This is a genomic window from Leeuwenhoekiella sp. ZYFB001 (genome assembly GCF_011784865.1).
GTDB classification, from domain to species: Bacteria; Bacteroidota; Bacteroidia; order Flavobacteriales; family Flavobacteriaceae; genus Leeuwenhoekiella; species Leeuwenhoekiella palythoae.
In genome coordinates this window covers 3,742,638-3,768,157 of record NZ_CP050460.1, presented here as the reverse complement: position 1 = coordinate 3,768,157, position 25,520 = coordinate 3,742,638, and the positions used below count along the sequence as shown (strand labels likewise).

At 40.0% G+C, this 25,520-nt stretch carries 29 protein-coding genes and 1 pseudogene; 13 read left to right on the top strand and 17 right to left on the bottom strand.

The window, feature by feature from the left end; all coding sequences use genetic code 11:
* Positions 1-69: 69 nt before the first annotated feature.
* From HCN54_RS16285 to HCN54_RS16265, 5 genes are all read left to right on the top strand, one after another.
* Positions 70-738, top strand: coding sequence for a tRNA1(Val) (adenine(37)-N6)-methyltransferase (locus HCN54_RS16285; RefSeq protein WP_167598947.1), 669 nt, complete (start codon positions 70-72; stop codon positions 736-738).
* Between the two features lie 137 nt (positions 739-875).
* Positions 876-2,054 carry an acyl-CoA dehydrogenase family protein gene (locus HCN54_RS16280; protein WP_167598612.1) on the top strand — a complete coding sequence of 393 codons (1,179 nt, stop codon included), beginning with the start codon at positions 876-878 and terminating at the stop codon, positions 2,052-2,054.
* Positions 2,055-2,133: 79 nt separating this feature from the next.
* Positions 2,134-2,910 carry a DUF3050 domain-containing protein gene (locus HCN54_RS16275; RefSeq protein ID WP_167598611.1) on the top strand — a complete coding sequence of 259 codons (777 nt, stop codon included), beginning with the start codon at positions 2,134-2,136 and terminating at the stop codon, positions 2,908-2,910.
* A 65-nt stretch (positions 2,911-2,975) separates the two neighbouring features.
* Positions 2,976-3,872, top strand: coding sequence for a metallophosphoesterase family protein (locus HCN54_RS16270; protein WP_167598610.1), 897 nt, complete (start codon positions 2,976-2,978; stop codon positions 3,870-3,872).
* Positions 3,873-3,880: 8 nt separating this feature from the next.
* Positions 3,881-4,612 carry an SGNH/GDSL hydrolase family protein gene (locus tag HCN54_RS16265; protein ID WP_167598609.1) on the top strand — a complete coding sequence of 244 codons (732 nt, stop codon included), beginning with the start codon at positions 3,881-3,883 and terminating at the stop codon, positions 4,610-4,612.
* 60 nt (positions 4,613-4,672) lie between these two features.
* On the opposite strand, the gene HCN54_RS16260 is transcribed toward HCN54_RS16265, so the two are convergent.
* The 7 genes from HCN54_RS16260 to trmB form a co-directional block, all read right to left on the bottom strand.
* Complete coding sequence (locus HCN54_RS16260; protein ID WP_072981317.1) at positions 4,673-4,993, bottom strand: 2Fe-2S iron-sulfur cluster-binding protein; 321 nt, start codon at positions 4,991-4,993, stop codon at positions 4,673-4,675.
* A gap of 78 nt (positions 4,994-5,071) precedes the next feature.
* Positions 5,072-5,980: a hydroxypyruvate isomerase family protein gene (locus HCN54_RS16255; protein WP_167598608.1), complete on the bottom strand. Its 909-nt coding sequence runs from the start codon at positions 5,978-5,980 to the stop codon at positions 5,072-5,074.
* A 174-nt stretch (positions 5,981-6,154) separates the two neighbouring features.
* Positions 6,155-6,397: a NifU family protein gene (locus HCN54_RS16250; RefSeq protein WP_072981313.1), complete on the bottom strand. Its 243-nt coding sequence runs from the start codon at positions 6,395-6,397 to the stop codon at positions 6,155-6,157.
* A gap of 3 nt (positions 6,398-6,400) precedes the next feature.
* Positions 6,401-7,537 (bottom strand): Mrp/NBP35 family ATP-binding protein, encoded by a 1,137-nt coding sequence (locus HCN54_RS16245; protein ID WP_167598607.1) that lies wholly within the window; start codon positions 7,535-7,537, stop codon positions 6,401-6,403.
* A gap of 249 nt (positions 7,538-7,786) precedes the next feature.
* Entirely contained in the window at positions 7,787-8,134 is a 348-nt protein-coding gene (locus HCN54_RS16240) for an MGMT family protein (protein WP_167598606.1), read from the bottom strand.
* Entirely contained in the window at positions 8,121-8,753 is a 633-nt protein-coding gene (locus tag HCN54_RS16235) for a LysE family translocator (RefSeq protein ID WP_072981307.1), read from the bottom strand. Before HCN54_RS16235 ends, HCN54_RS16240 begins: the two co-directional genes overlap by 14 nt.
* Before the next feature lie 6 nt (positions 8,754-8,759).
* Positions 8,760-9,434 carry a tRNA (guanosine(46)-N7)-methyltransferase TrmB gene (trmB, locus tag HCN54_RS16230; protein WP_167598946.1) on the bottom strand — a complete coding sequence of 225 codons (675 nt, stop codon included), beginning with the start codon at positions 9,432-9,434 and terminating at the stop codon, positions 8,760-8,762.
* Positions 9,435-9,734: 300 nt separating this feature from the next.
* On the opposite strand from trmB, the pseudogene HCN54_RS17595 reads away from it, so the two are divergent.
* Positions 9,735-10,655 (top strand): annotated as a pseudogene (locus HCN54_RS17595) (glycosyltransferase); the annotation flags it as partial.
* Between the two features lie 87 nt (positions 10,656-10,742).
* On the opposite strand, the gene HCN54_RS16220 reads toward HCN54_RS17595, so the two are convergent.
* Both HCN54_RS16220 and HCN54_RS16215 read right to left on the bottom strand, forming a co-directional pair.
* Positions 10,743-11,828, bottom strand: a complete 1,086-nt coding sequence (locus tag HCN54_RS16220) for a sensor histidine kinase (RefSeq protein ID WP_072981303.1) — start codon at positions 11,826-11,828, stop codon at positions 10,743-10,745.
* Positions 11,829-12,512 (bottom strand): response regulator transcription factor, encoded by a 684-nt coding sequence (locus tag HCN54_RS16215; protein WP_072981301.1) that lies wholly within the window; start codon positions 12,510-12,512, stop codon positions 11,829-11,831.
* 161 nt (positions 12,513-12,673) lie between these two features.
* Between HCN54_RS16215 and HCN54_RS16210 the strand changes: the two genes are divergently transcribed.
* Entirely contained in the window at positions 12,674-13,651 is a 978-nt protein-coding gene (locus HCN54_RS16210) for an acyl transferase (RefSeq protein WP_167598605.1), read from the top strand.
* Positions 13,652-13,770: 119 nt separating this feature from the next.
* On the opposite strand, the gene HCN54_RS16205 is transcribed toward HCN54_RS16210, so the two are convergent.
* The 3 genes from HCN54_RS16205 to HCN54_RS16195 form a co-directional block, all read right to left on the bottom strand.
* A complete protein-coding gene (locus HCN54_RS16205; protein ID WP_167598604.1) occupies positions 13,771-14,184 on the bottom strand; it encodes a hypothetical protein in 414 nt (137 codons plus the stop codon).
* Positions 14,181-14,651, bottom strand: a complete 471-nt coding sequence (locus HCN54_RS16200) for an Lrp/AsnC ligand binding domain-containing protein (protein ID WP_072981297.1) — start codon at positions 14,649-14,651, stop codon at positions 14,181-14,183. The genes HCN54_RS16205 and HCN54_RS16200 overlap by 4 nt, the downstream gene beginning before the upstream one ends.
* A gap of 90 nt (positions 14,652-14,741) precedes the next feature.
* Positions 14,742-16,106 (bottom strand): saccharopine dehydrogenase family protein, encoded by a 1,365-nt coding sequence (locus tag HCN54_RS16195; RefSeq protein ID WP_167598603.1) that lies wholly within the window; start codon positions 16,104-16,106, stop codon positions 14,742-14,744.
* Between the two features lie 63 nt (positions 16,107-16,169).
* Here HCN54_RS16195 and HCN54_RS16190 point away from each other — a divergent pair, with 63 nt between their 5' ends.
* Together HCN54_RS16190 and pckA are read left to right on the top strand one after the other, a co-directional pair.
* Positions 16,170-16,556 (top strand): DUF423 domain-containing protein, encoded by a 387-nt coding sequence (locus HCN54_RS16190; RefSeq protein WP_167598602.1) that lies wholly within the window; start codon positions 16,170-16,172, stop codon positions 16,554-16,556.
* Between the two features lie 70 nt (positions 16,557-16,626).
* Positions 16,627-18,237: a phosphoenolpyruvate carboxykinase (ATP) gene (pckA, locus tag HCN54_RS16185; protein WP_167598601.1), complete on the top strand. Its 1,611-nt coding sequence runs from the start codon at positions 16,627-16,629 to the stop codon at positions 18,235-18,237.
* Between the two features lie 59 nt (positions 18,238-18,296).
* Here pckA and HCN54_RS16180 read toward each other — a convergent pair whose 3' ends face one another.
* Positions 18,297-19,043, bottom strand: a complete 747-nt coding sequence (locus tag HCN54_RS16180) for a uroporphyrinogen-III synthase (RefSeq protein ID WP_072981809.1) — start codon at positions 19,041-19,043, stop codon at positions 18,297-18,299.
* Positions 19,044-19,085: 42 nt separating this feature from the next.
* Positions 19,086-19,745 (bottom strand): DUF4271 domain-containing protein, encoded by a 660-nt coding sequence (locus tag HCN54_RS16175; RefSeq protein ID WP_167598600.1) that lies wholly within the window; start codon positions 19,743-19,745, stop codon positions 19,086-19,088.
* Between the two features lie 108 nt (positions 19,746-19,853).
* Between HCN54_RS16175 and HCN54_RS16170 the strand changes: the two genes are divergently transcribed.
* Genes HCN54_RS16170 through HCN54_RS16160 form a run of 3 tightly spaced genes read left to right on the top strand, consistent with a single transcriptional unit; the run spans position 19,854 to position 22,393 of the window.
* Positions 19,854-20,585, top strand: coding sequence for a polyprenol monophosphomannose synthase (locus HCN54_RS16170; RefSeq protein ID WP_072981290.1), 732 nt, complete (start codon positions 19,854-19,856; stop codon positions 20,583-20,585).
* On the top strand, positions 20,586-21,926 hold the full coding sequence (locus HCN54_RS16165; RefSeq protein ID WP_072981288.1) for a dihydroorotase: 1,341 nt from the start codon (positions 20,586-20,588) through the stop codon (positions 21,924-21,926).
* Positions 21,923-22,393, top strand: coding sequence for a DUF4296 domain-containing protein (locus HCN54_RS16160; protein WP_167598599.1), 471 nt, complete (start codon positions 21,923-21,925; stop codon positions 22,391-22,393). Before HCN54_RS16165 ends, HCN54_RS16160 begins: the two co-directional genes overlap by 4 nt.
* Here HCN54_RS16160 and HCN54_RS16155 read toward each other — a convergent pair.
* Positions 22,368-23,396 (bottom strand): NAD-dependent epimerase/dehydratase family protein, encoded by a 1,029-nt coding sequence (locus tag HCN54_RS16155; protein ID WP_240924908.1) that lies wholly within the window; start codon positions 23,394-23,396, stop codon positions 22,368-22,370. The two genes, HCN54_RS16160 and HCN54_RS16155, sit on opposite strands and share 26 nt — an antisense overlap.
* Positions 23,397-23,583: 187 nt before the next feature.
* Between HCN54_RS16155 and tyrS the strand changes: the two genes are divergently transcribed.
* The gene (gene tyrS / locus HCN54_RS16150; protein WP_167598597.1) at positions 23,584-24,882 is read left to right on the top strand and encodes a tyrosine--tRNA ligase; all 1,299 of its coding nucleotides are present in this window, start codon (positions 23,584-23,586) and stop codon (positions 24,880-24,882) included.
* 60 nt (positions 24,883-24,942) lie between these two features.
* Here tyrS and HCN54_RS16145 read toward each other — a convergent pair whose 3' ends face one another.
* Entirely contained in the window at positions 24,943-25,251 is a 309-nt protein-coding gene (locus tag HCN54_RS16145; RefSeq protein WP_167598596.1) for a type II toxin-antitoxin system RelE/ParE family toxin, read from the bottom strand.
* A 4-nt stretch (positions 25,252-25,255) separates the two neighbouring features.
* A complete protein-coding gene (locus HCN54_RS16140; RefSeq protein WP_167598595.1) occupies positions 25,256-25,471 on the bottom strand; it encodes a hypothetical protein in 216 nt (71 codons plus the stop codon).
* Between the last annotated feature and the right edge of the window lie 49 nt (positions 25,472-25,520).

Genomic DNA, 25,520 nt, shown 5'->3' with positions numbered 1-25,520 from the left:
TCAACCGGTTACGTTTTGTCAAAACCTTTCAAATTCAAACAATTTACCGTCAAGCAAGATCGCTGCGCGATGAAAATTGGTACCGATGGTGTTTTGCTAGGCGCCTGGACACCTGTAGCCCAAAATCCATTTTCGATACTTGATATTGGCACCGGAACCGGCGTAATTGCACTGATGCTCGCCCAACGCTGTGATGCAGAACTTGTAGATGCGCTAGAGCTAGATGAAGATGCTTATGAGCAGGCGGTAGAAAATTTTGAAGCTTCGCCATGGGGCGATCACCTGTTTTGTTATCACGCACATCTCTATGAGTTTGCAACCGAAATCGAGGATACCTACGACTTAATCACCTGTAATCCTCCTTTTTTTGAAGGAAATGCTCCGCAAGCCGAGCAGCAAGGTTCTGCCCGTGAACAGGCGCGTTTTGAAGAATCTATGCCATTTGAATTGCTTGTAGCTTCAGCCAATCAATTGCTCAATCCTAACGGAATGTTCAGTGTGGTGATTCCTTATAATCGTGAGCAAGAATTTATTGATCTCGCTGCCCGAGGAAATTTATTTCCGCAGAAAATAACCCGTGTAAAAGGAAACGCTCAAGTTGAAGCGAAACGCTCCCTGCTGCTTTTCAGCAGAACACAAACCACTCCGCAAAAGGACGAATTAATTATCGAAATTTCTCGTCACCACTATACCGAAGCTTATCAAGAACTGGTAAAAGATTTCTATCTAAAAATGTAAGCTTGTCTTGCGCTATTGAAAATTTTAAAGAATTGTTTCTGATGCTTTAACAAAATGCTAAATTTAGATAGTTACAAAACACAATCTTTAAAGCATTAATAATTCAACAGCTTAGGCTGTTTTTCAATAAGCACTTTATGAAACCTGATCTTTTTGAAGCTCCCGATTATTACAACCTTGATGATCTTTTAACCGAAGAACACAAACTTGTGCGAAGCGCTGCTCGCGATTGGGTGAAACGTGATGTTTCTCCTATCATTGAGGAAGCTGCCCAAAAAGCTGAATTCCCTAAGGAAATCATTAAAGGTCTTGCCGAAATTGGTGCTTTTGGTCCATACATTCCTGAAGAATACGGTGGCGCCGGTTTAGACCAGATAAGCTACGGTCTCATTATGCAAGAGATTGAGCGTGGGGATAGCGGTGTACGCTCAACAGCTTCGGTGCAGTCGTCGCTGGTTATGTATCCTATTTTTAAATTTGGTACCGAAGCACAACGCAAAACGTATTTACCCAAACTTGCCAGCGGTGAATTTATGGGTTGCTTTGGCCTTACTGAACCTGATCACGGTTCTAACCCCGGCGGGATGGTCACTAATTTTAAAGACAAAGGCGATCATTACCTTTTGAACGGAGCCAAAATGTGGATCTCAAATGCCCCATTTGCAGATATCGCGATGGTATGGGCAAAAGATGAATCCGGGAGAATATACGGCTTGATCGTTGAGCGTGGTATGGAAGGTTTTTCTACACCCACAACGCATAATAAATGGTCGCTGCGTGCTAGTGCCACTGGCGAACTCATTTTTGATAATGTCAAAGTTCCGAAAGAAAATTTGCTACCTAATAAATCAGGGTTGGGTGCTCCTTTGATGTGTTTAGATTCAGCGCGTTTTGGGATCGCTTGGGGTGCCATAGGCGCTGCGATGGATTGCTATGACACGGCTTTACGCTATGCAAAAGAACGAGAGCAATTTGGTAAACCCATTGGATCTTTTCAGCTTCAGCAAAAAAAACTCGCAGAAATGATCACCGAGATCACTAAGGCTCAACTTCTTGCCTGGCGTTTGGGAAGTCTTAGAAATGAAGGCAAAGCAACTTCAGCACAGATCTCAATGGCCAAACGCAACAATGTAGAAATGGCGCTTAAAATTGCACGCGAAGCTAGACAAATACTGGGCGGAATGGGCATCACCGGTGAATACAGCATTATGCGGCATATGATGAATTTAGAAAGTGTCGTCACTTATGAAGGTACACACGATATTCATCTCCTCATCACCGGAATGGATGTTACCGGGCTCAATGCGTTTAAATAATAGCAGTATAAGGATTATCACGGGTTAAAATAGCATATAGTCAAATTGGTTTTTTTAATTTTGCAAAAATTTGTTTTTGATGATTAAGTATATCAATAAGGCGATCGCACCGTATCAGGACGAACTGTTAAATCACACGCTCTATAAAAAATTACGCACTCCGGCAGATCTGCAATCTTTTATGCAGCATCACGTGTTTGCCGTTTGGGATTTTATGTCTCTTCTAAAAGCGCTACAATTTGATTTAACTAAGGTTTCAACTCCGTGGTACCCTATTGGTAATCCTGAGATTCGCTACTTGATCAATGAGATCGTTCTCGCTGAAGAAACAGACATTAATATGGAGGGCAAGCGCCAGAGCCATTTTGAAATGTATCTGGATGCGATGAAAAAATCTGATGCTTCTTTAGAGCAAATAAGTAGTTTTTTAAATCACATCACGCACGGTACAGACGTTTTCTTAGTCATCGCAGTGAGTAACATTCCAGAAAGTGTAAAGGAGTTTTTACGCTTTACTTTTGAGATTATTGCTGAAGGAAAACCGCACAAGATCGCTGCAGCTTTTACCTTTGGTCGTGAAGACTTGATCCCAGATATGTTCAGTAAAATTATTACTGAAATACAAACCAATTTCCCAAAACAAGACTTGAGCTTGTTCAAGTATTATTTTGATCGTCACATTGAACTGGATGGTGACGAGCACGGCCCAATGGCTTTAAAAATGATCGAAGAACTCTGCGGAACGGATTCGCTTAAATGGGAAGAAGTAAAACATACAGCAGTCGAGGCGCTACGTAGGCGCATCGTACTCTGGAGCGGTATTGAACAGGAAATAACTGATAAAATCACCGCTTAGGTTTTCACACTCCTCAGGTCCCTTTTAATTATATCCTAAGTCGTATCTTAGCTTTAAAAGCTTAGATGTCTTCTACAACACGTTTTGATCGTGCCTTTGCTAATGCGCCGGTAATTCCGTTTTCAGACGAAAGCAAATTTATTCTGTTTAGCGATTGTCATCGCGGTGATAATAGTGGCGCAGACGATTTTGCTAACAACCGAAACATCTACTTTCACGCGCTCAAGCAATATTATCAAAACGGGTTTACCTATTGCGAACTTGGAGATGGTGATGAGTTATGGGAAAATCTTTCGTTTGATACGATCTTTGAATCCCACAAAAATGTTTACGGTCTTATGCAGCAATTTTATGCTGAAGGACGCCTGCATTTAATTTGGGGAAATCACGATATGGTTTATAAAAATCAAAACTATGTAGAAAAGCACCTTCACACGTTTTTTGACCGAAAAACTGACAGCGATCAACCCCTGTTTCCGGGAATCAAAGTGCACGAAGCACTTATTTTAAAACATACCGAAACCAACCAAGAACTCTTTTTGTGCCACGGGCATCAAGCCGACTGGATGAATTATGTTGCCTGGCAGTTTAACCGTTTTATGGTACGTGTTTTGTGGCGTCCTTTACAGGGCGCAGGAATTTCAGATCCTACGAGTCCCGCAAAAAATTATTACGAACTCATAAAAGTTGAACGCCGTACAAAAAAATGGATCACCCAACGCGACAATCAGTTTACGATAACCGGCCATACACACCGACCAAGATTTCCTGAACCAGGAGACATTGCTTATTTTAATGACGGAAGCTGTGTACACCCACGCAGTATTACGGGTTTAGAAATCGAAAATGGCGCAATAACGCTTATAAAATGGCAAATTGCGACTACTGAAGACGGCTTTTTAAGAATCATACGTATTCCGCTGGAAGGCCCGCAAAAACTGATAGCTTATCAAACAAAATAAAAAACATTATGCTTAAATACATAAGTGCTTTAGTAGCACCCGTTATCATCTTTGCCATTTTAGGCTGCGCTGATGGTGACGACAACACTAGTGAAATAGAAGAAATTCCGGTAAATACTTCAGAAGCAGATTATACCTATCTGGCTTTGGGAGATAGTTATACCATAGGGGAAAGCGTTTGTTCTACGTGCAGGTTTCCCATTCAACTTAAAGAACAAATTGAAGAGCAAACAGGCAGCACAGTTGAAACAGATATTATCGCAACTACAGGATGGCGCACCGATGATCTTATCAACGCGATCAGTGCCGAAAAACCTTCTGAGAATTATGATTTTGTCACCCTACTTATAGGTGTGAATAATCAATATCAAGGACGCAGCTTTAGTCAGTATGAGAATGAGTTTCCTCAATTGTTGATGACAGCGATCAATTTGGCAAAAGGTGAAAAAAACCGAGTGATAGTCGTTTCTATCCCTGATTATGCGTACACCCCATTTGGTCAAAATAGCGGAAATCCTGAGCAGATCTCTGAAGAAATAGATGCGTATAACACTTATGCCAGAGAAGTTGCAGAACGCCGTGGAGTGCGCTTTGTAAATATCACGGATATTACCAGAAGAGGGATCGCTGAGCCTAATCTTGTTGCGCGCGATGGTTTACATCCTTCAGAAGATGCTTATGCTGAATTTACCGAACGGCTCTCTCCTTTTGTTTTGAGCTTGCTTCGAGAGCAATCTTAGATACTAAAAAAGGGACACTGAAAAACTCAAGTCCCTTTTTAATGCTTTTATAACTGTGATTTAACTCTCAGGTGCCAGTTTTACTTCTAGCCCGTGTAAGTCTGAAGTAATAGGAATCTGACATCCCAGGCGGCTATTTTCTTCTACATTAAAGGCTTCAGAAAGCATCGCTTCTTCATCATATCCCATTTCATTCAGCTTATGTTCAGAAAGCACGTAGCACTGGCATGAAGCGCACATCGCCATTCCGCCGCATGTACCTTCAACCGGAAGTTCATACATTTTACAAACTTCCATCAAGTTTAAATTCATATCAGTGGGTGCCTCCAGTGCGTGAGCCACTCCTTCACGGTCTATTACTGTAATCGTAACATCTTGCATAGTGCTGTATTTTGACCTGCAAAATTAGTAAAAATCCTGCTTTAAACCGTTTAAAACCCTACTATTTTACTAGGATTATTAAACGTCACAGATTTTGATTCCTTCTTGTAAGGCTTTAATCTTGTCTGGATAGGTTGGTATAAATTCCTGTGCCACAAATCCGTTATAGCCGGTGTCTTTGATCGCTCGCATTATTGCAGGATAATTAAGCTCTTGAATTTCGGTAATCTCATTGCGACCGGGAACGCCTCCCGTATGATAATGCGCAAAATATTGATGATAATCCTGAATGGTGCGTATCACGTCACCTTCCATAATTTGCATATGATAAATATCGTACAACAACTTAAAATGCTCAGAGCCTAAACGCTCGCAAAGTGCTACACCCCAAGGAGTATTATCACATTGATAATCTGCGTGATCAATTTTGCTGTTAAGCAGCTCCATAATAAGCACAACATTTTTTTCTTCGGCTTGCTTTACCAAAGGCGCTAGACCTTCGGCACAGTTAACCAAACCTTCTTCCTCGCTCAATTCACGCTTGTTTCCTGAAAAAACGATCACATTTTTGATTCCGGCTTCGCTCGCCTGATCTATAAGCTTTGCATACTTTTCTTGAAGCGGTTTATGGTTTGCGGGATCATTAAATCCGTTAATGATACTCGCAAAACTTTCGGTAGCTACTGCACATTCTAAACCGTATTTCTTGGCGGTTTCCCATTCTTCAGGTTTGAGTAAATCAATTCCTTTAAGTCCTAAAGCTGCAGCTTCTTGTGCAAATTCTTCCAACGGAAAAGAATTATAACACCAGTAGCATGCCGAATGATTGATATTACCCTTAAGCGCCTGATCTTCTTCAACCGCAGTAGCCTGTGGTTTGTCTTGATTGGCATCTTTACAGCTTAAAGCTGAAATACCTAAACTAACACCTCCTGTGGTTAGCGCAATATTTTTCAAAGCGTTTCTTCGGCTTTTAGAGTGGCTCATGGTTATGATTTTAAAATAACAAAAGCTAAATATACTATTTAAATGTAAATTTTACGTTTAAAATTCATTTCTAAACATTATATAATAGACCTTCCTGAGATCGTTAGGCTAAAAAAAAAGCTGCGCAGTTTTACCTGGCAGCTTTCACTTCTAAATAATGTATATGGAAGCCTTTTAAGCCTCTATATTGATCACACGCTCAATTTGTGGCGCGTGCTTTTTTATCGTCATTTCAACACCGCTTTTAAGTGTCATCTGATTTACACTACACCCTACGCAAGCACCTTCTAGTTGTACTTTTACAGTTGTGCCATCCTCGATAGAAAGCAACGAAATATCACCACCGTCATTTTGTAAAAACGGACGGATTTCTTCTAAAGCTGCTTCAACCTTGCCTTTTAATTCTGTGTCTGTCATATCTTATTTTTTAACGGCGGCACAGCCAGCCATAGTTGTAATTTTCACAGCCTCTGTTGGAGGCAAATTATCGTTGCGCTTCACCAACTCTTCAACGCTGTTACGGGTCATCGTCTCAAAAGCTTCTGATAAGATGGTATCATCTTGTAAGGCTGCAGGTCGACCTACATCTCCTGCCTCACGAATACTTTGCACTAACGGAATTTGCGCCAGTAACCGCACATCTAAATCTTCAGCTAAATTACGTGCACCTTCTTTTCCAAATATAAAATATTTATTCTCAGGCAACTCCTCTGGAGTGAACCAAGCCATATTTTCTACGATTCCTAAAACCGGCACATTGATACTTTCTTGCTGAAACATCGCCACCCCTTTTTTAGCATCGGCTAAAGCTACATTTTGCGGTGTACTCACCACAACTGCACCGGTAAGTGGCATCGCCTGTACAATACTCAGGTGAATATCACCCGTTCCCGGAGGAAGATCTACTAAAAGAAAATCAAGCTCGCCCCAGGCAGCATCAAAAATCATTTGGTTTAAAGCTTTTGACGCCATTGGCCCACGCCAAACCACAGCCTGATCGGGTTTTGTAAAGAAGCCAATAGACAAAATCTTCACCCCGTAACTCTCTACAGGTTTCATTTTCTGTTTACCATCTTCTTTTACCGAAAGCGGTTTCTCGTTTTGTACATCAAACATAATCGGAATTGAAGGCCCGTAAATATCTGCGTCGAGAATCCCAACCTTAAAGCCCATTTTCTGCAAGCTCACTGCTAAGTTTGCTGTAATTGTAGATTTCCCAACCCCTCCTTTACCGGAAGCAACAGCAATGATATTTTGAATCCCGGGAATTGGCTTCCCTTTAATCTCATTTACCTGCTTTTTCTCAGGAGCATCTACACGTACATTAACCTTTACTTTAGCCTTCTGGTGCACCTCAGCGTGAATCGCTTTCATGATTTCAACTTCGGTTTTCTTTTTGGCTTGTAAACTTGGGTTTTTTATCGTGATATCAACAATAACTTCATCTCCAAAGGTAACCACATTGGTCACTGCGCCGCTTGTCACCATATCCTCGCCTTCTCCCGGCACGCTAATGGTTTTTAAAGCGTCATAAATTGCTAGTTTTTCTAACTTCACGTTGTCGTTCTTTCATTAATTCTATTGCTGCAAATATAGGCTGAAATCTTCAGAACTCGAAAGAGTTATTTGTTATCTGACCATTGAAAACCCTTATGTTTTCCACAGAAAAAACAAGCCTAGAATTGCGCTGTTAATTGGTCGTATCATAGCCTTGAGCATCCCCGTCTTCGCACTATCGCACTATAATTAAAATGCATTTCTAACATCTAGACATTGGGAGCTGCTTAAGTTAGTGTACTAGTCGGTTTACTCATCAAAACCTATCACCTCCACCGGATCCCAAAAATGCTTTTTAAAATCCTGAAGTTGATCGTCTACCACGGTATGCCCTTCACTCTCTAGTAATTGTTGCATTAAATGCGTTCCCGGGAAGTGATGCTTTCCGGTTAACAATCCGTTACGGTTTAATACGCGATGCGCCGGCACATCTTCCATAGCTGAGGCACCATTCATAGCATAACCAACCATTCTCGCACTTCGAGGAGCTCCCAGACACTTAGCAATAGCTCCATACGAAGTCACTTTTCCGTAGGGAATCTTGCGAGCGACCTCGTATACTTTTTGAAAAAAATTAAGCGTTTCAGGTTTTGGCATACAGCATACGTATAAGCGTGAGAATTACCAGAACGATCATCAGCGCAGCCATAAAATAATTAGAATATTTGGCGAAGTTGCGCGGCTCGTGTTGAATGCGATTAAAGCCCACCACATAAAGATATAAAGCTGTAAACGTCCCTGATGCAGCAGCCAGTGTAAACAAACCGATCTCTAACCAGCCGTTATTACTCACACTTGTGATATTAAATGCAGCGCTTAACGCACAGAAATACGGAATAGGCAACACGTTGATCACCGCAACAAAAAGTCCTTTTGCAAAACTTCGGCGCCCGCTGTGTTTAGGGATTTTTACTTTTTTTACGCGATTTTTTTTAGCTGCAACAAAAAAGTATACTGCTAAAATGCCAAAAATCACAATCCCGGTACGCAGTAACGTATTACGCACCACCGGGTGACTAAAAATATAGCGTGCTAATAAAATGGCCACAAAAGCCTGAATCAAGACCACGATTGACGCGCCTATAGCCACAAGCACTCCGTTACGCATCCCGCGATGCACGCAGGTTTTAGCAACAGACATGTTTACTAAACCCGGTGGCAAAACCCCCAAAAAGGCCGCAAAATAAGTAATGAAAAAGAGCTTGGTTATTTCCACAAATACTTAGTTTATCTTGAATTTAATGTAGGTAATAGGCTTACCTTTTTCAAGATACTGTTTTTCATAAAAAGTCTGAATACCAACCACTTCCTTTGGCGCCTCGTGATTGATATAAATGTTATGGTGCGCATATAAAATTTCGTGCCCCAGCCCTTCTAAAAGCCCTAAGGTATAACCGTGCATATACTCACTATCTGTTTTTAAATGCATCAACCCATCAGGTTTTAAGATCGCTTTATAGCGTGCTAAAAACTCAGGGTTGGTCATACGATGCTTAGTGCGCTTGTACTTGATCTGTGGATCAGGAAAGGTGATCCAGATCTCTGAAATTTCGTTTTCGGCAAATGCTTTATCTACCAGCTCAATCTGCGTACGTAGGAAACCGGCATTGGTGATATTTTCCTCCAAAGCTGTTTTTGCTCCACGCCAAAAACGAGCTCCTTTAATATCAATACCCAGAAAGTTTTTTTCGGGAAAACGCTGCGCCAAACCAACGGTATATTCTCCTTTTCCACAGCCCAATTCTAAAACAATAGGCTTATCATTTTTAAAGAAATCACGATTCCAATTTCCTTTTAAGGGAAACTCTTGATCAGTCAATTCTTCCCTTTTGGGCTGAATGACATTTTCAAAAGTCTCATTTTCGCGAAAGCGTTTTAATTTATTTTTACTTCCCAAAAGCTCTGATTTCTTATTCCTACCGCGGATGTTACTATTCTGACTCCTAAAATGCCGTGTAATGATCATCACCCCCGGCATTTTAAAAAAATCGGCTCAAATATACGTGTACTCTTACAAATGCACTGCGTATTATTTAGGATTATCGGGGCTAACATCTACGTAACATTCCGAAATTAATTTAAAAAACTGAATAACAGCTATTTAAAAATTTAAATTTACTATACTAAACCGTAATTTTAATAGTTTGATAAACTAGCTGAAACATTTAGTTTTCAGTGATGTTACAACTTTGTATCAATGAAATTACATAAAACCATATTGGTCGCTCCGCTGAATTGGGGTCTTGGGCATGCTACCCGAAGCATCCCCATCATTTACGCGCTTATCGCCGAAGGTTTTGAGGTGATTTTAGCAAGCGACGGTATGGCGCTTACGCTCTTGCAAAAAGAATTTCCGCAGTTAGAAAGCATCGAGTTGCCTTCTTATAAAATTGAATACGCAAAAAAAGCAAAACGCTTTAAATGGAAAATGCTTTTACGCAGTCCAAAAGTGCTCAAAGCCATCAGACAAGAACGCGAGCAACTTAAAAGCTTGGTAAAGGCTAAGAAAATAGACGGTGTGATTTCAGACAATCGCTTGGGTTTATATCATTCTGAGATTCCTACCGTATTTATTACACATCAACTTCAGGTTTTAAGCGGAAGCACTACCCGATTAACCTCTGCGATGCACCGCAATTACATCAAGAAATTTGATGAATGCTGGGTGCCTGATTTTGCTGAAGAATCAAACCTCAGCGGAAAACTTGGGCATCCTAAAAAGTTTGAGATCCCGGTAAAATACATTGGCGCTTTATCCCGTCTTGAGCCGGTAGAAACGACTTCTAGCTATGACATTATGGTGTTACTTAGCGGTCCTGAGCCCCAGCGCACAGAACTAGAAGAGCTTTTAATGCACGAACTGAAGCACTACAAAGGTCAGGTGCTTTTTGTACGCGGTGTAGTTGAAGAAGAGCAAACAGTCACGCGTAAAGAGCAGGTTAAAATTGTAAACTTTATGGAAACTGAAGATTTGCAAAAAGCCTTATGCGCAAGTGATCTTATTATTTGTCGTTCAGGATACACGACGGTGATGGATTTGTATAAGCTGAAAAAGAAAGCTTTTTTTATTCCAACTCCCGGCCAAACCGAACAAGAATATCTTGCTAAGCGTCTGCACAATTTAGGCATCATCCCGTATAAGGATCAGGAAAAATTCAGTTTAAAAGATTTGAGTAAGGTTAAGGTGTATAGTGGTTTTACCTCATCATTTGACCAAGTCAGATTTAACCAAGGGAGCTTCAGGGAGCTCTTCGGCCTTTTCAAGGGTGAACGAAAACTCAGATCCCACTCCAAAGTCGCTTTCAACATAAATCTTTTCGTCATGGGCTTCAATAATGTGCTTGACGATAGAGAGCCCAAGTCCTGAACCTCCTTCTCGACGCGAACCGCTTTTATCTACGCGATAAAAACGTTCAAACAGTCGTGGAATATGCTCTGAAGAAATCCCTTCACCATTATCAGTCACACGTACAATAACTTTATTCTGAATAAGGTTTTCTATCGAAATCTCCGTGGTACCGTCTTGTTTTCCATACTTTACTGAATTTACGATAAGATTGGTCAACAACTGCTGAATACGCTCCCGATCGGCATTTACCATTATTGGGTAATCATAATCCATATCTGTAGTAAGCGTAATGTTTTTCTTTGCAGCTTCCATCTCAAGCAATTCAAAAGTATCGTTGACCAACTCGACCATATCAAAATATTCATATCGAATATTAAGATCTCCAACTTCGAGCTTAGCGATCATATCCAGATCGTTAACGAGATAGACCAGACGCTCAATTGAAGCTCCTGCACGCTTTAAATACTTTTTACGCACCGATTTGTCTTTCATCGCGCCATCAAGAAGCGTCAAAATATAACCTTGCGCAGTAAACAAAGGTGTTTTGAGTTCGTGCGCCACATTCCCCATAAATTCCTTTCGGTACTCTTCTCTGATTTTAAGCGATTCTATCTCTAACTTTTTGCTTGCTGCAAAGCGCTCTACCTCTTTAGTAAGGCTAGACATATCTGTCGTGATCTGGCCACGACGCAAAGATGTTACATCCAGAAGCGTAACGTCATCATAAATTTGCTTGACCCTGTTATAGATAAATCGCTCTACCCGAACTTGGATCAACAAAAAAGACAACGCAAAACACACCAACGCAAATAGAATAGTAAATACCCAATCTATGCTGGCGGTCATATAGAAAAAAACGCTCACAAAGAGCGTTAAGGCAACCGTGATCATCAGTGATGAAAACACTGCAAAACGGTAAGATTTTTTAAAATTTACTGCCATTTAAACCACAAATTTGTACCCTACGCCTTTAATGGTTTTAAATTTTTTATCGCCTATTTTTTCACGTAGTTTTCTAATGTGCACATCAATGGTTCTGCCACCTACAACCACTTCATTACCCCAAACTTTGTCAAGAATATCTTCTCGCTTAAATACTTTCCCGGGTTTTGAAGCAAGCAAAGAAAGTAGTTCAAACTCCTTACGTGGCAGTACCATCTCTTTTTTGTCTTTAATGATCTTGTATTCTTCACGATTGATTACCAGATCACCTATTTTAACCGAACTGTCACCCTCTTCTTCCTCTTTAAGACGACGCAGTAGCGCCTTTACTTTACTTACCAAAACTTTAGGCTTGATAGGCTTAGTAATATAATCATCAGCACCGGCGTCATAACCGGCAACTTGAGAATAATCCTCTCCGCGCGCCGTTAAGAACGTTATGATCGTTTCTTCGTGACCCGGCAGTTTACGTATTTGTTCACAGGCTTCGATACCATCCATCTCGGGCATCATCACATCAAGAATAATAAGATGCGGACTATTCTTTTTAGCTGCTTTTACCCCTTCTTTTCCGTTTGAAGCGGTAATGACTTGATAACCTTCATTACTCAGGTTATACCCTACAATCTCAAGAATATCCGGCTCGTCGTCAACAAGCAAAATCTTAATCTCTTTTTTCTTCATAAGACTAAAAATTTAATCGAATCGTAAAGATACATTTTAATATTTGGCACGGTCATGCTAACTGCATTGGTAACATTTAGATAAACTTAGCTTGCTTTAAAAATAATAAATGTTAGCCTGCTTTTTGATTTTAAATAACTTTACATCCTCTAAATTTATGTATGCTTCCAGATTCTATATTCCAAATTCAAACCCAAGATCAGTTTAAAGAACTTGCCTTAGCGTCGTTTAACTATCAGTGGGAGCATAACACCATTTACCGTCAATTTTGTGATCATTTAAAAGTTGATCCTGCTGACATTACTGAGCTTGATCAAATTCCGTTTTTGCCCATTCAGTTTTTTAAAGAATTTAAAATCATAGCTTCAGATGAAGCTGTTCAAACGATTTTCACTAGTAGCGGAACCACCGGAAGCATCACCAGCAAACATTATGTAACCGATCTAAAAGTGTATGAGAAAAGCTTTCGCGAAAGCTTTAAACTGCATTACGGCGCTATTGAAGATTATACGGTGCTTGCGTTGCTCCCATCTTACTTGGAGCGCGATGGTTCGTCTCTTATTTATATGGTTGACTGTTTGATCAAAGACAGCAAAAAACCGGATAGCGGCTTTTATCTGAATGATTATAATGCTTTGAGCGAAAAATTAAACCGTCTTGATGCCGCAGGCGAAAAAGTGCTTTTAATTGGGGTTTCTTTTGCGTTGCTTGATCTTGTGGAGCAATTTGATTTTAAGCTGAAAAATACCATTGTGATGGAAACCGGTGGTATGAAAGGCCGAAGAAAAGAGCTCATTAGAGAGGAATTACACGCAATTCTAAAAGAAGGCTTTGGTGTAACTGAAATTCATAGCGAATATGGGATGACCGAATTGCTTTCGCAAGGCTATTCTAACGGAAACGGCATTTTTACAAATCCGCCTTGGATGCAGGTTTTTATGCGCGATACCGAAGATGCATTAAATTATGTAGCTCCCGGAAAAACCGGCGGAATCAACGTGATCGATCTCGCCAATCACTATTCGTGTCCTTTTATCGCGACTCAAGATTTAGGTAAAAAACTCGATGAAAACCGCTTTGAGATTTTAGGTCGCTTTGACACGTCAGACATTCGCGGCTGTAACTTGATGGTTTTGTGATTTTTTTGAAAAAAAGATGTAAGGTATCTCCTATATAACCGACTCAATAAGTGTTCATAATTGGTTGGTTAGTTAAGTTGGAAAACCCGGTTACTTGATAAGAAAGAGTGCCGGGTTTTTTATTGGCTAAAAATTGGTAGGATCTCAAATTCAATAAACTTATTTAATTCCTCGAAAGGCTTATCGCTCCAATAACCTACTTCAATTCCTGTTTTATAATTGTGAATGGAAATTTGAGGTGTCTCAGGATCTAATCCTATTACGAGCGCAAAATCTCTATATAAAAAGTGAGCGTGGCTCGCTTTGAGATCAGGAAAGTTTAGTTGTCCTGAACATTTTCCTGTGCCTCTAACTTCTTTATAAAATCGCAAATATTGAAAGACTAAGGGGAATTTAGTTGATAGTTCTTGATAAAAATCGGACCCAAAACCATTATATCTGGAAGTAAATTCTTCAAATGATTCTTCTTCTACCTCAACACACTCGTAATCGAACAAGTTTTGAATCTCTTGAGAAGTAAGGCTTTCAATCATATCTGAATCTGACGTTCTATCTGCTGATTTAACGAGATGAATGTTTCGGTTCTTGAAACACCATCAATCGCCTGTACTTTTTTATTGAGAAGATGCATTAAATGTTCGTTATTCTTACACAGGATCTTGATAAAAATAGACCAGTTCCCTGTCGTGTAATGACACTCCAAAACTTCCGGGATTTCTTCAAGCTGTTTTACGGCTTTAGGATTGCTCATCGCGCGATCTAAATAGATCCCAATAAACGCCATCGTATTGTATCCTAAAATTTTTGGGTCTATAGTGAACTTAGAGCCGGTGATCAAACCCGATTTTTCTAATTTTCTGAGACGTTGATGTATCGCAGCGCCAGAAATCCCTACCTGACGTGCAATCTCTAAAATGGGTTTACGTGCATCATCCATCAATTGACGAAGAATAATTTTATCAATTCCGTCTATTGCTATTTGTTCGTTTACGATTTTCATAACCTATAGTATTTCAACTAAAAATAGCAATTAACTCCATTACTATAAGCGTAACCCTATAAAAAACTTTAAATTTTTAATCAGTCTGATTTATTGATGGTGCGGATTGTACCCTAAATAAGGCACTTCATATTCCTTAAAAACAATACCATTCTCTTCCAACTCATCTAAAATTGGATTGTAAACTTCACGCCGTATCGGCAGCTGAACACCGGGAGTAGTGATCTCTTTGTTCAGTATTTTGAGCGCTGCAATACCTACCGGCAAACCAACAGTTTTTGCCATTGCAGTGTAGGTTTGATTGGTGCCAACACTTACCATCGTCGCATCAATTTGTTTCTTTTCGCCATTGATCTCGTAACCAAACTTATGATACATCACGATCATATCTTTATCGGTTTCCGCTAGCGTCCATTGATCTTCCAAAATTCGCTGCAAGCATTGCGCGGGTGTTGCTTCTTTCAACCCTATTTTTCTATTGTCATCAAACAAGTTAAGCTCTAACAATTTATCCCAAAGCAAATCATCCTGATCAATTTTAAGCATATGACGCAACTTGAGCTGCACAGAATCGGTAGGTGAATACGGTAAAAACAGGTTGGTAAATTCGCGATAGCTCATCGCTTCGGTGTCTTGTAAGGTATAGCTATCATCAGTCATTCCTAGTTGAACAAAAAGATTCCAAGCGCGAGAAAATCCTACACGACGCATCGTACCGCGATAGAGCGTTGAAATATCTTCAAGACCGTAAATACTTCGGTATTTTAGTGAGTTTCTATTGGCATAGGCTTCAAATCTTCCATAGCCTTCCACATCAAGAAATTCGGTTCTTCTGAATAACCGCTGATACGGAATATACTTATAAGTACCTTCCTGAATAAATTCTGCAGCACCGCCTTGACCGGCAAGCACCACGTTTCTGGGATTCCAAGTGAATTTATAATTCCAAAGATTCGAATCACTTTCGGGAGCGACTAAACCACCACAAAAAGACTCAAACAACAGCATTTTCCCGCCAGCATCACGAACCCGATCAATCACCCGCATCGCGCTCATATGATCAATCCCCGGATCAAGACCTACTTCGTTCATAAACACAAGCCCTTTCTTTTTAACCTCGTTATCAAGCTCTAGCATTGCATCACTTATGTAGGAAGCCGTGACCAGATTTTTACGAAGCGCCAGGCAATCGCGCGCCACGTCAATATGTAAACGCGCAGGAAGCATACTTATAACGATATCGGCTTTGCTGATTTGCTGCTGACGTTCTTCAGCATTCGCGATATCTAGTGTAATCGCATTAGCACAGGCAAGATTTCCCACCAATCGTTTTGCCTGAGCCGGATCACGATCTGCAACCGTGAGTTGTAATTGTTCTACGGAAGCCTTGTCTGCCAAATATTTTATGAGTTGCGCAGTAGATTTTCCTGCACCAATAATCAAGATGTTTCGCATAATAAAAGCGTATTTTTACATAGTATAATTTAGACATTTGATCGCATATTTTAAACCAAAGCTATGCAAAGAACTCTTCTGATCACCGGTGCGCTTTTAGGACTAACTGCTGTAATCTTGGGCGCATTTGGTGCGCACGGACTCAAAGAAAGTTTATCCTCAGAAGCTATTGATTCGTTTGAAACCGGAGTGCGTTACCAAATGTATCATGCTTTTTTACTTCTGCTAGCAGGAACCGCATTGCCTTTATCGCAAAAAGCACAGAAAATCAGTTTTTATCTGATTTTAATCGGCGTGATTTTATTTAGCGGCTCTATTTACTTACTCACCACAAAACCTATCACAGGTATTGATATTTCGGCGATCGCCTGGATCACTCCAATAGGTGGTGCTTTGCTTATTTCAGCCTGGATTGCAATCACTTATAATTTTATCAAATTACTAAAATAATTATCATTTTTTAACTATTTGATAATTTTAAAGCATTAGCTTTACATCGTATTTCTAAAAATTCAAATTTATGGCTTCAACTGCCTTATTTACGAAAACGATTGCGATGACGCAATATGGAATCAAAAATGCAACAATTCATTATCAATTGCCTCCGGAAGAGCTGCATCAAATATGCGTACTTTTAGGTCAAGGCACCACTACAGACTCTGGTGCTTTAGCAATTGAAACCGGGAAATTTACCGGAAGATCTCCAAAAGATCGCTTCATTGTGATCGATGAATACACCCGTGACAAGGTCTGGTGGGGCGCTATCAACATTCCTTTTGACAAAGCCAAATTTTACCGTTTAAAGGAAAAAATGACCACCTACCTATCTGACCGTAAACTGTATGTACGCGATGCTTTTGCCTGCGCCGATGAACGCTATAAAATGGGCGTGCGTGTGGTGAATGAATTTCCATGGTCTAACCTGTTTGTTTACAATATGTTTTTGAGACCTAGTGAAGATGAACTCGAGAATTTTAAGGAAGACTGGCTGGTGCTCAATGCGCCCGGCTTTAAGGCCGATCCTGAAATTGACGGAACGCGTCAAGAAAATTTTGCAATCATCAGTTTTGAAGAAAAAACGATTTTGATTGGTGGTACCGGCTACACCGGCGAAATCAAAAAGAGTATTTTTTCTGTACTAAACTTTGTACTGCCTACCGAAAAGAATACGCTTCCTATGCATTGTTCAGCCAATGTGGGTGAGGATGATCAAACAGCAATTTTCTTTGGGTTATCAGGCACCGGTAAAACCACGCTTAGCGCAGACCCTAACCGTAAGTTAATAGGTGATGATGAGCATGGTTGGACAGCTGACGATACCATTTTCAATTTTGAAGGAGGATGCTATGCCAAAGTGATCAATTTATCTGAAGCGCAAGAACCCGATATTTTTAATGCGATAAAACGGGGCGCACTTTTAGAAAATGTGATTGTAGATCATCAGAAACAGGTGGACTACAGCAATACATCGATCACGCCCAATACACGCGTGAGTTACCCAATACATCATATTGAAAATATTCAAAAACCTTCTGTAGGTAATAATCCAAAGCATATTTTCTTTCTCACAGCAGATGCTTTTGGAGTATTGCCTCCTATTTCAAAATTGACACCGGGGCAAGCTGCTTATCATTTCATTAGCGGCTACACCGCAAAAGTTGCCGGTACAGAAGCTGGTGTAAATGAACCGGCACCTTCATTTTCTGCGTGTTTTGGAGCTCCTTTTATGCCTTTACACCCCACGCATTATGCTGAAATGCTCAGCGCAAAAATGAAAAAATCCGGGGTTAATGTTTGGTTGATTAATACAGGATGGACCGGCGGACCCTACGGTATTGGTAAGCGTATGGAATTAAAATATACGCGTGCGATGATCAATGCGGTATTAAACGATGCTTTTGGCCCTATCAATCACGAGGATTATCATACCCATTCTGTTTTTGGAGTAGCACAACCACGCACGTGCCCGGGAGTTCCTGATGAGGTGTTGAGTCCGCGTCAAACTTGGGGCAATGATGAGGCCTACTATGCAACAGCACACAAACTAGCCTCTTCTTTTAAAGAGAACTTTAAAAAGTTTGAAGCTTATGCAAATGAAGAAATTCTAGAAGGACAACCCCCGCTAGGATAGTTAATTGAACACAAAAGGCTCCTAATCAGGAGCCTTTTAATTTTTTCTCAACCAGAAGATTATTTTTTATTGACGTCGTCAATATACTTCTCTAAAGCCATCGTCATCGATGGGGTTTCTGGTGTAGGTGCTTTGATGTTTACTTTGAGTCCGGCTTCTTCTACCGCTCTAATTGTAGAGTTTCCAAATACTGCGATGCGGGTGTCATTTTGTTTAAAATCAGGAAAGTTTTCAAACAACGACTTGATTCCACTTGGACTAAAGAACACAAGAATGTCATAAGTCACGTCTTTTAAGTGCGACAGATCACTTACAACAGTTCGGTAAAAAATACCGCGGTCCCATTTTAAATTCAGATCGTTAAGAACATTAGGCACTTCAGGTTTTAAAGAATCTGACGATGGAAGTAAAAACTTCTCATTCTTGTATTTCTTTAAAATTGGTGACATCTCAGTAAAAGTACGTTTCCCAACATAAATCTTACGTTTACGATACACAACATACTTCTGCAAATAGTAAGCTACCGCTTCACTCTGGCAAAAATACTTTAGGCTGTCTGGCACCTTAAAACGCATTTCCTCAGCAATTCTGAAAAAATTATCTACCGCATTACGGCTGGTTAAGATAATCGCAGTGTATTTACTAAGGTCAATTTTTTGATGTCTAACCTCCTTGCCTGATACACCTTCAACGTGGATAAACGGAATGAAGTCAACTTTTACCTTCTTCTTTTCCTGTAACTCAAAATAGGGGGAATTCTCAACTTTTGGTTCTGGTTGCGAAACCAAAATAGTCTTCACTTTCATAGACATGCTAAATTTGTGTTTATTTCACGCTTCATGTTCAAACTATATAAAACTAAACACCTTATATAAAATGAAGTAGGGCGCAATTTCAAGTGCGCAAAGGTACAAAATAAAATAAAACAGATTATTGTAAATCATATTTTCATACCTGCGGTACGTGTTAAAAAGGCTGATTACGTTAAAAATCAGAAACAAAATCATTATGATCACAATCGCGATAAAACCAGGCGCGAGTGCATAAATAAAAATGGCATTTACCGGCAAAAGAAGCAACGCAAAGTAACTGCGGTAACTAAGCTTAGAGAACTGGTATGAATTGAGCTCTTGCTCCCCATTAAAAAGTACGCCCAGCATACGTTCTATAAAAAACTTAAGCGATACAAAAACCACATAAGCCAAGACAATACGCACGTACAGCAAAAAATTTGAAGCGTCTGTGAGCACATTCAACTCATTAAACACAATGTAGATAAACAACGAAATCGAAAAAAACTGAATAGTAAACAAAATCAGGTTAAACGGATTCTCAAACCTGATGTCTTTATTCGCCTTCAGCAAATATTTTTCATTGATCAAGAGCTCTACAAAATCTACAAATCGGGTTTCATAAACAGCCTTTGCCACGGCAATTAAAACCAAGCATGTCACAAAGACAATCGTGATCCAGTCATTACTAATAAAACTGCGTTCTAAGGCTTGCAAACTCTTCAATTTTTATGGGTTCAAAATTACTATAAATACAAGAGTTTATAGAAATGCCGAAACAAATAACCTTCAAAATCTTTACATTTGCGCATAAATCACACAACGATGGCAGGTTCGCTCGTCATAATTCCCACCTACAACGAAGCTGAAAATATTGAAAAGTTGGTGCGTAATATTTTTGCGCAGCAACGCGCGTTTGAGGTTTTGGTTGTTGATGACAATTCGCCAGACGGAACCGCCGCATTGGTCAAGAATTTACAACAGGAATTTATAGGTCAAATTCACCTGCTTGAGCGTCCCGGCAAAAATGGCTTGGGCACGGCATACATCGCAGGATTCAAATGGGCTCTGGAACGAGATTATGCATACATATTTGAGATGGATGCAGATTTCTCTCACGCCCCCAATGACCTGATCAGACTGTATAATGCTTGTGCTAAAGGCGGTGCAGATTTAGCCATTGGTTCTCGATACAAAACCGGAGTCAATGTAGTAAACTGGCCTATGGGACGCGTCTTAATGTCATACATCGCGTCAAAATATGTTAGATTTATAACTGGCTTAGATATTGCAGATACGACCGCAGGTTTTATTTGCTATAAACGCGAAGTTTTAGAAAAAATAACGCTCGACAAAATCAAGTTTGTAGGTTATGCGTTTCAGATTGAAATGAAATTCAAAGCGCATTTACTTGGTTTTAAAATTATTGAAGTACCGGTAATCTTTGTTGATCGCACTAAAGGCACCAGCAAGATGAGCACCGGTATTTTTAGTGAAGCCGTTTTTGGCGTTTTAGGAATGAAGTTTAAAAGTCTTTTTAAAAGTTACGATATATAGATGGAAAAGGTACTTATCAAAGATGCACATATCGTAAATGAAGGCACCATTATGCGTGGCGACGTTTACATAGAACACGGAATTATTGTTGAAATAAGCCAAAACCTTAGTGTTAAAGGTCCGGATGTACATGTTTTTGATGCCGAAGGAAAACACCTTTTACCCGGGGTGATCGATGATCAGGTACATTTTAGAGAACCCGGCCTCACGCATAAAGCAACCATTGGGTCTGAATCTCGCGCAGCCGTAGCCGGCGGAATCACTTCGTTCATTGAGATGCCTAATACGATTCCCCAGGCAACCACTATCGAAAAATTAGAGGAAAAATTTACGCGTGCTGCCGAAACCTCACACGCCAACTACTCATTTATGTTTGGCGGGACTAACGATAACCTTTCTGAAATAAAGAAGGTTGATAAATCAAAAGTTGCCGGCCTCAAACTTTTCTTAGGAAGCTCTACCGGAAACATGCTCGTTGATGATGAAGAAGTGCTACGAGAAATCTTCAAAAGCACAGATCTTGTAATTTCGGTGCATTGTGAGGATGAAGAAACGATCAAGAAAAATCTTGCGATCTATAAAGAGCGTTATGGTGACGATATTCCTATTAATATGCATCCTATTATTCGCAGTGAAGAAGCCTGCTATTTATCTTCTTCAAAAGCGATCGCTTTAGCTAAAGAAACCGGCGCACGTTTGCATGTATTTCACCTTTCTACAGCGAAAGAAATGGAACTTTTCAGCAATAAAATTCCATTAAAAGATAAAAAGATCACTGCCGAGGTTTGTATTCACCATCTTTGGTTTTCTGATGAGGACTATGAAGACAAGCAAACCCTTATAAAATGGAATCCGGCAGTAAAGAAAAAAACAGACCGTGCAGCACTATGGGAAGCTTTACTTGATGATCGTCTAGATGTGATTGCTACAGATCACGCCCCGCATACGTTAGAAGAAAAGCAAAACGTATACACTAAAGCACCTAGCGGCGGACCTCTAGTACAACACGCGTTACCCGCAATGCTTGAAAAGTATCACGAAGGCAAAATTAGCCTTGAGAAGATCGTTGAAAAAATGTGCCACAATCCGGCCATTCTTTTTGAAGTTGAAAAACGAGGGTATATCAAACCCGGTTATTATGCTGACCTTGTTTTAGTAGACTTAAACAATCCGTGGACGGTAACCACAGACAATATTCTTTATAAATGCAAATGGTCTCCCTTTGAAGGAAACACTTTTAAATCCCGCATCTCTCATACCTTCGTCAATGGTCAATTGGCTTATAAGAATTTTAAAGTATACGATGAGAAGCACGGCAAGCGTTTAACTTTTAATCGATGATCAAAAAAGGCTACATTTTGCTTTTAGTTGTTTTGGCAGTCGTGAGCTGCCACGATATCGAGCGCCCAAAAAAGCCTGACAATTTTATTGAGCGGGAGAAAATGACGGATATCTTATATGATATTTCGCTCTTACGTGCTCTAAAGACCTATAGCGTAAACGATATGCGTGCTTTAGGCTTAGAGCCTGATACTTTTATCTATGATAAATACGACGTTGACAGTTTACAACTCGCTCAAAGTATTGACTACTACAGCGTAAACTTCAACGAATACACGTCGATTTGGGAGGAAGTCAATGCGCGTTTGACCGCACAACGTGATGAGATTCAGTTTGAGCAAAATGATCTAGACAGCATACGTATTGAAGAAAGCAAACGCAGAAGAGATTCTATTAAAAAAGCAAATCAACCTCATCCTGATATCGAACTCGAAAACGATTCTATTTTAGCTCCTGTGAGTAGTTAAAATGTTTTGCAACTCGGCTGAGTGTAGTTTCTATGGGAGTGTACTCAAATTCGGGAAAGGGAGTTTTTAGTTTTTCCGCCTCATAAACGGTTTTTGTATACCCAGATTTGGCGGTGCTTTTGGTAAGCTTACGTCGTTTACCTAAAAGATTTAAAAACCAATCTATTTTCCAAGCGAGATCAAGCTGCCATTTCTTAAGCATTTTAGACGGAGCCTTTACTCCTAAAGCTGTCGCTGCTTTTTTCAATACGGTTTCAAAAGCAAGATTATGTCCTACCAGAATGAAGCGTTCATTAAGCACATCGCTTTGCATTAAAGCGATCATCGCGCGCACCACATCAATGACATCAACAAATCCTGTAGCACCAGGAACCGTGAATTTTAGTCCGTTTACAATTTGTTTAAACATCGTACCGCTTCCACTGTCGTAAAAGCCTTCTCCCAAAATCACTCCCGGATTCACGATCACCACATCGAGGCCTTCTTGCGTACCGCGCCAGACTTCCATTTCTGAAGCGAATTTTGAAATACTATAAACGCTATTTTCTTTATTGGCTTCCCAGTGCGTTTCTTCAGTAATTGCTTTTACACCATCTCCCAAAGCCGCCACAGAGCTCACATAACAACATTTTTCAACTTGATGCTTTAAACACAAATTGATAATATTTGCTGTACCTTCAACATTGTTCTTTTGAAGTTCGTCAAAACGTTTAGGATTAAAAGAAACCAGCGCAGCACAATGGTAAACTCTAGTTATTCCCGTGAACGCTTCGGTTAATGCAGGAATATCAGTTACATCTGCATGAAGCCATTCGATCTGCGAAAAATCAGCCGTAAAATCAGCAATTCCTTCACGTTCATTTTTCCATTGAAAAAGCGCTTCTACCGCTTTAATTTTAGCTTCGGTTCTATAAATCGCACGAATCTTATTTTCGCCTTGCGCAACCAATTGCCACAACAAATGCGAGCCCACTAAACCGGTACCTCCAGTAACTAAAATCATAGCTACGAAGTTAGGCATATTCTTCTATTCTTGCTGCCAAGCTTTGGGCATTATATTTATATTTGCAGGCTTATAAATAGTCACCCGTTGACTTGTCGCTGCGGTTTTAGAAACTGATTTTTTCATCAACAACCGCAGCACTTAGAAAAAACATATTAAATCGCGCTTGGCGCGTAAACTAGCAATTATGATTACCAATTTTGTTGAAGAGCTGCAATGGCGAGGGATGATTCACGATGTGATGCCCGGGACTGAAGAACACCTTATGGAACAGATGCGATCTGCTTATGTGGGGATCGACCCAACTGCAGACTCGCTTCATATAGGTCACCTCGTGGGCGTTATGATGCTCAAACATTTTCAGGCAAGCGGTCACAGACCTATTGCTCTTGTAGGTGGTGCCACGGGTATGATTGGCGATCCTTCGGGAAAATCTGATGAGCGTAATTTGCTTGATGAAGAAACCTTGCGTCACAATCAGGAAGCCATTAAGGAGCAATTATCGCGCTTTCTGGATTTTGATTCTGATGAAGAAAACGCAGCGGTTCTTGTGAACAATTACGACTGGATGAAAGATTTTAGCTTTCTGGAGTTTATACGCGATGTGGGTAAACACATTACCGTAAACTATATGATGGCTAAAGATTCGGTTAAAAAACGTTTATCTGCAGAATCTGCGGAAGGAATGAGTTTTACTGAGTTTACTTACCAACTCGTTCAGGGTTATGACTTTTTACACTTATATCGTGAGAAAGAGCTAACACTGCAAATGGGCGGAAGCGACCAGTGGGGAAACATCACTACAGGAACCGAATTGGTACGCAGAATTGGCGGCGGAAAAGCGTATGCAATGACTTGCCCCCTAATCACCAAAGCAGACGGAACAAAATTTGGGAAAACTGCCGGTGGTAACATTTGGTTAGATGCAGAACGCACTTCGCCGTACAGATTTTACCAATATTGGTTGAATACCAGCGACGAGGATGCAGCAAAATACATTAAGATTTTCACCTTTTTAGGAAAAGAAGAAATAGAGAATCTTATCGCAGAGCATCAGGAAGCGCCACATCAGCGCGCCTTACAAAAGCGACTGGCGGAAGAAGTAACCATCAGTACACACGGTGTTGAAAATTATGAGAACGCGGTAAAAGCTTCAGAAATTCTCTTCGGAAAGTCTACAGCTGCAAACCTAAAAGCGCTTAATGAGAAAACCTTTTTAGATGTTTTTGAAGGAGTTCCGCAAGCGGAAGTAAGCCGTGGTGAGATCGAAGCAGGATTAGATATGGTAAATGCGCTGGCAGAAAAAACCGGATTTTTAAAATCTAACGGAGAAGCAAGACGCGCTTTAAAACAGAATTCAATTTCTGTAAATCAGGAAAAAGTAGCCGAAGATTTTACCATCACTACAGATGACTTGATCAACGATCGCTTTGTACTCTTACAACGCGGAAAGAAGAATTACTTTGTGATTCGAATTCTTGATTAAATAGAATATAAGTAGAAGCGAAAAGCCTCAAACAGAAATGCTGTTTGAGGCTTTTTGTTTTTATAAATTCAACATCTTGTCTGGATCACGTCGTACGTCAAAAACATCATTGATTAGTACTACATCCGCATCCTCTATTCTATAAATCAATTTATAGTTACCTATCAAAATATAACGATACGTAAATTTCAAAGATTTAAGGTTTTCTTCTATTTGACCTGACTCGGGATGTTTCTCTAAATACCTGGAAGCACTTAAAATTTCAGTTCTTATTTTATGTGCTACACGCTTATTTACGTGCTCTGCATAATACTCAAAAATTTCTTTTAAGCGATCAATTGCAAATTGAGTCCAGACAATACGCATCATTGTGTCACCACTTTTCTGATGCTTTATTTAAATCTTTCAGAGATTGTACTCGACCTTGAGTAAAATCATCTTCAGATTCCTGAACACGGGCTATTAAATCCTCTCTTGAAAAGCGCGCACCTTCATCTTCAGAATTCAAAAGCTGTTCAATCAATTGATCTATTGAAAACTCTTCCGGTAGATGTTCTAACTGTTTTAATATTTTAGTTTTAGTCCACATTTTCAAAACTTTATAGCTTGAAGTTACACAAAAAACCCATTCCGTTTAA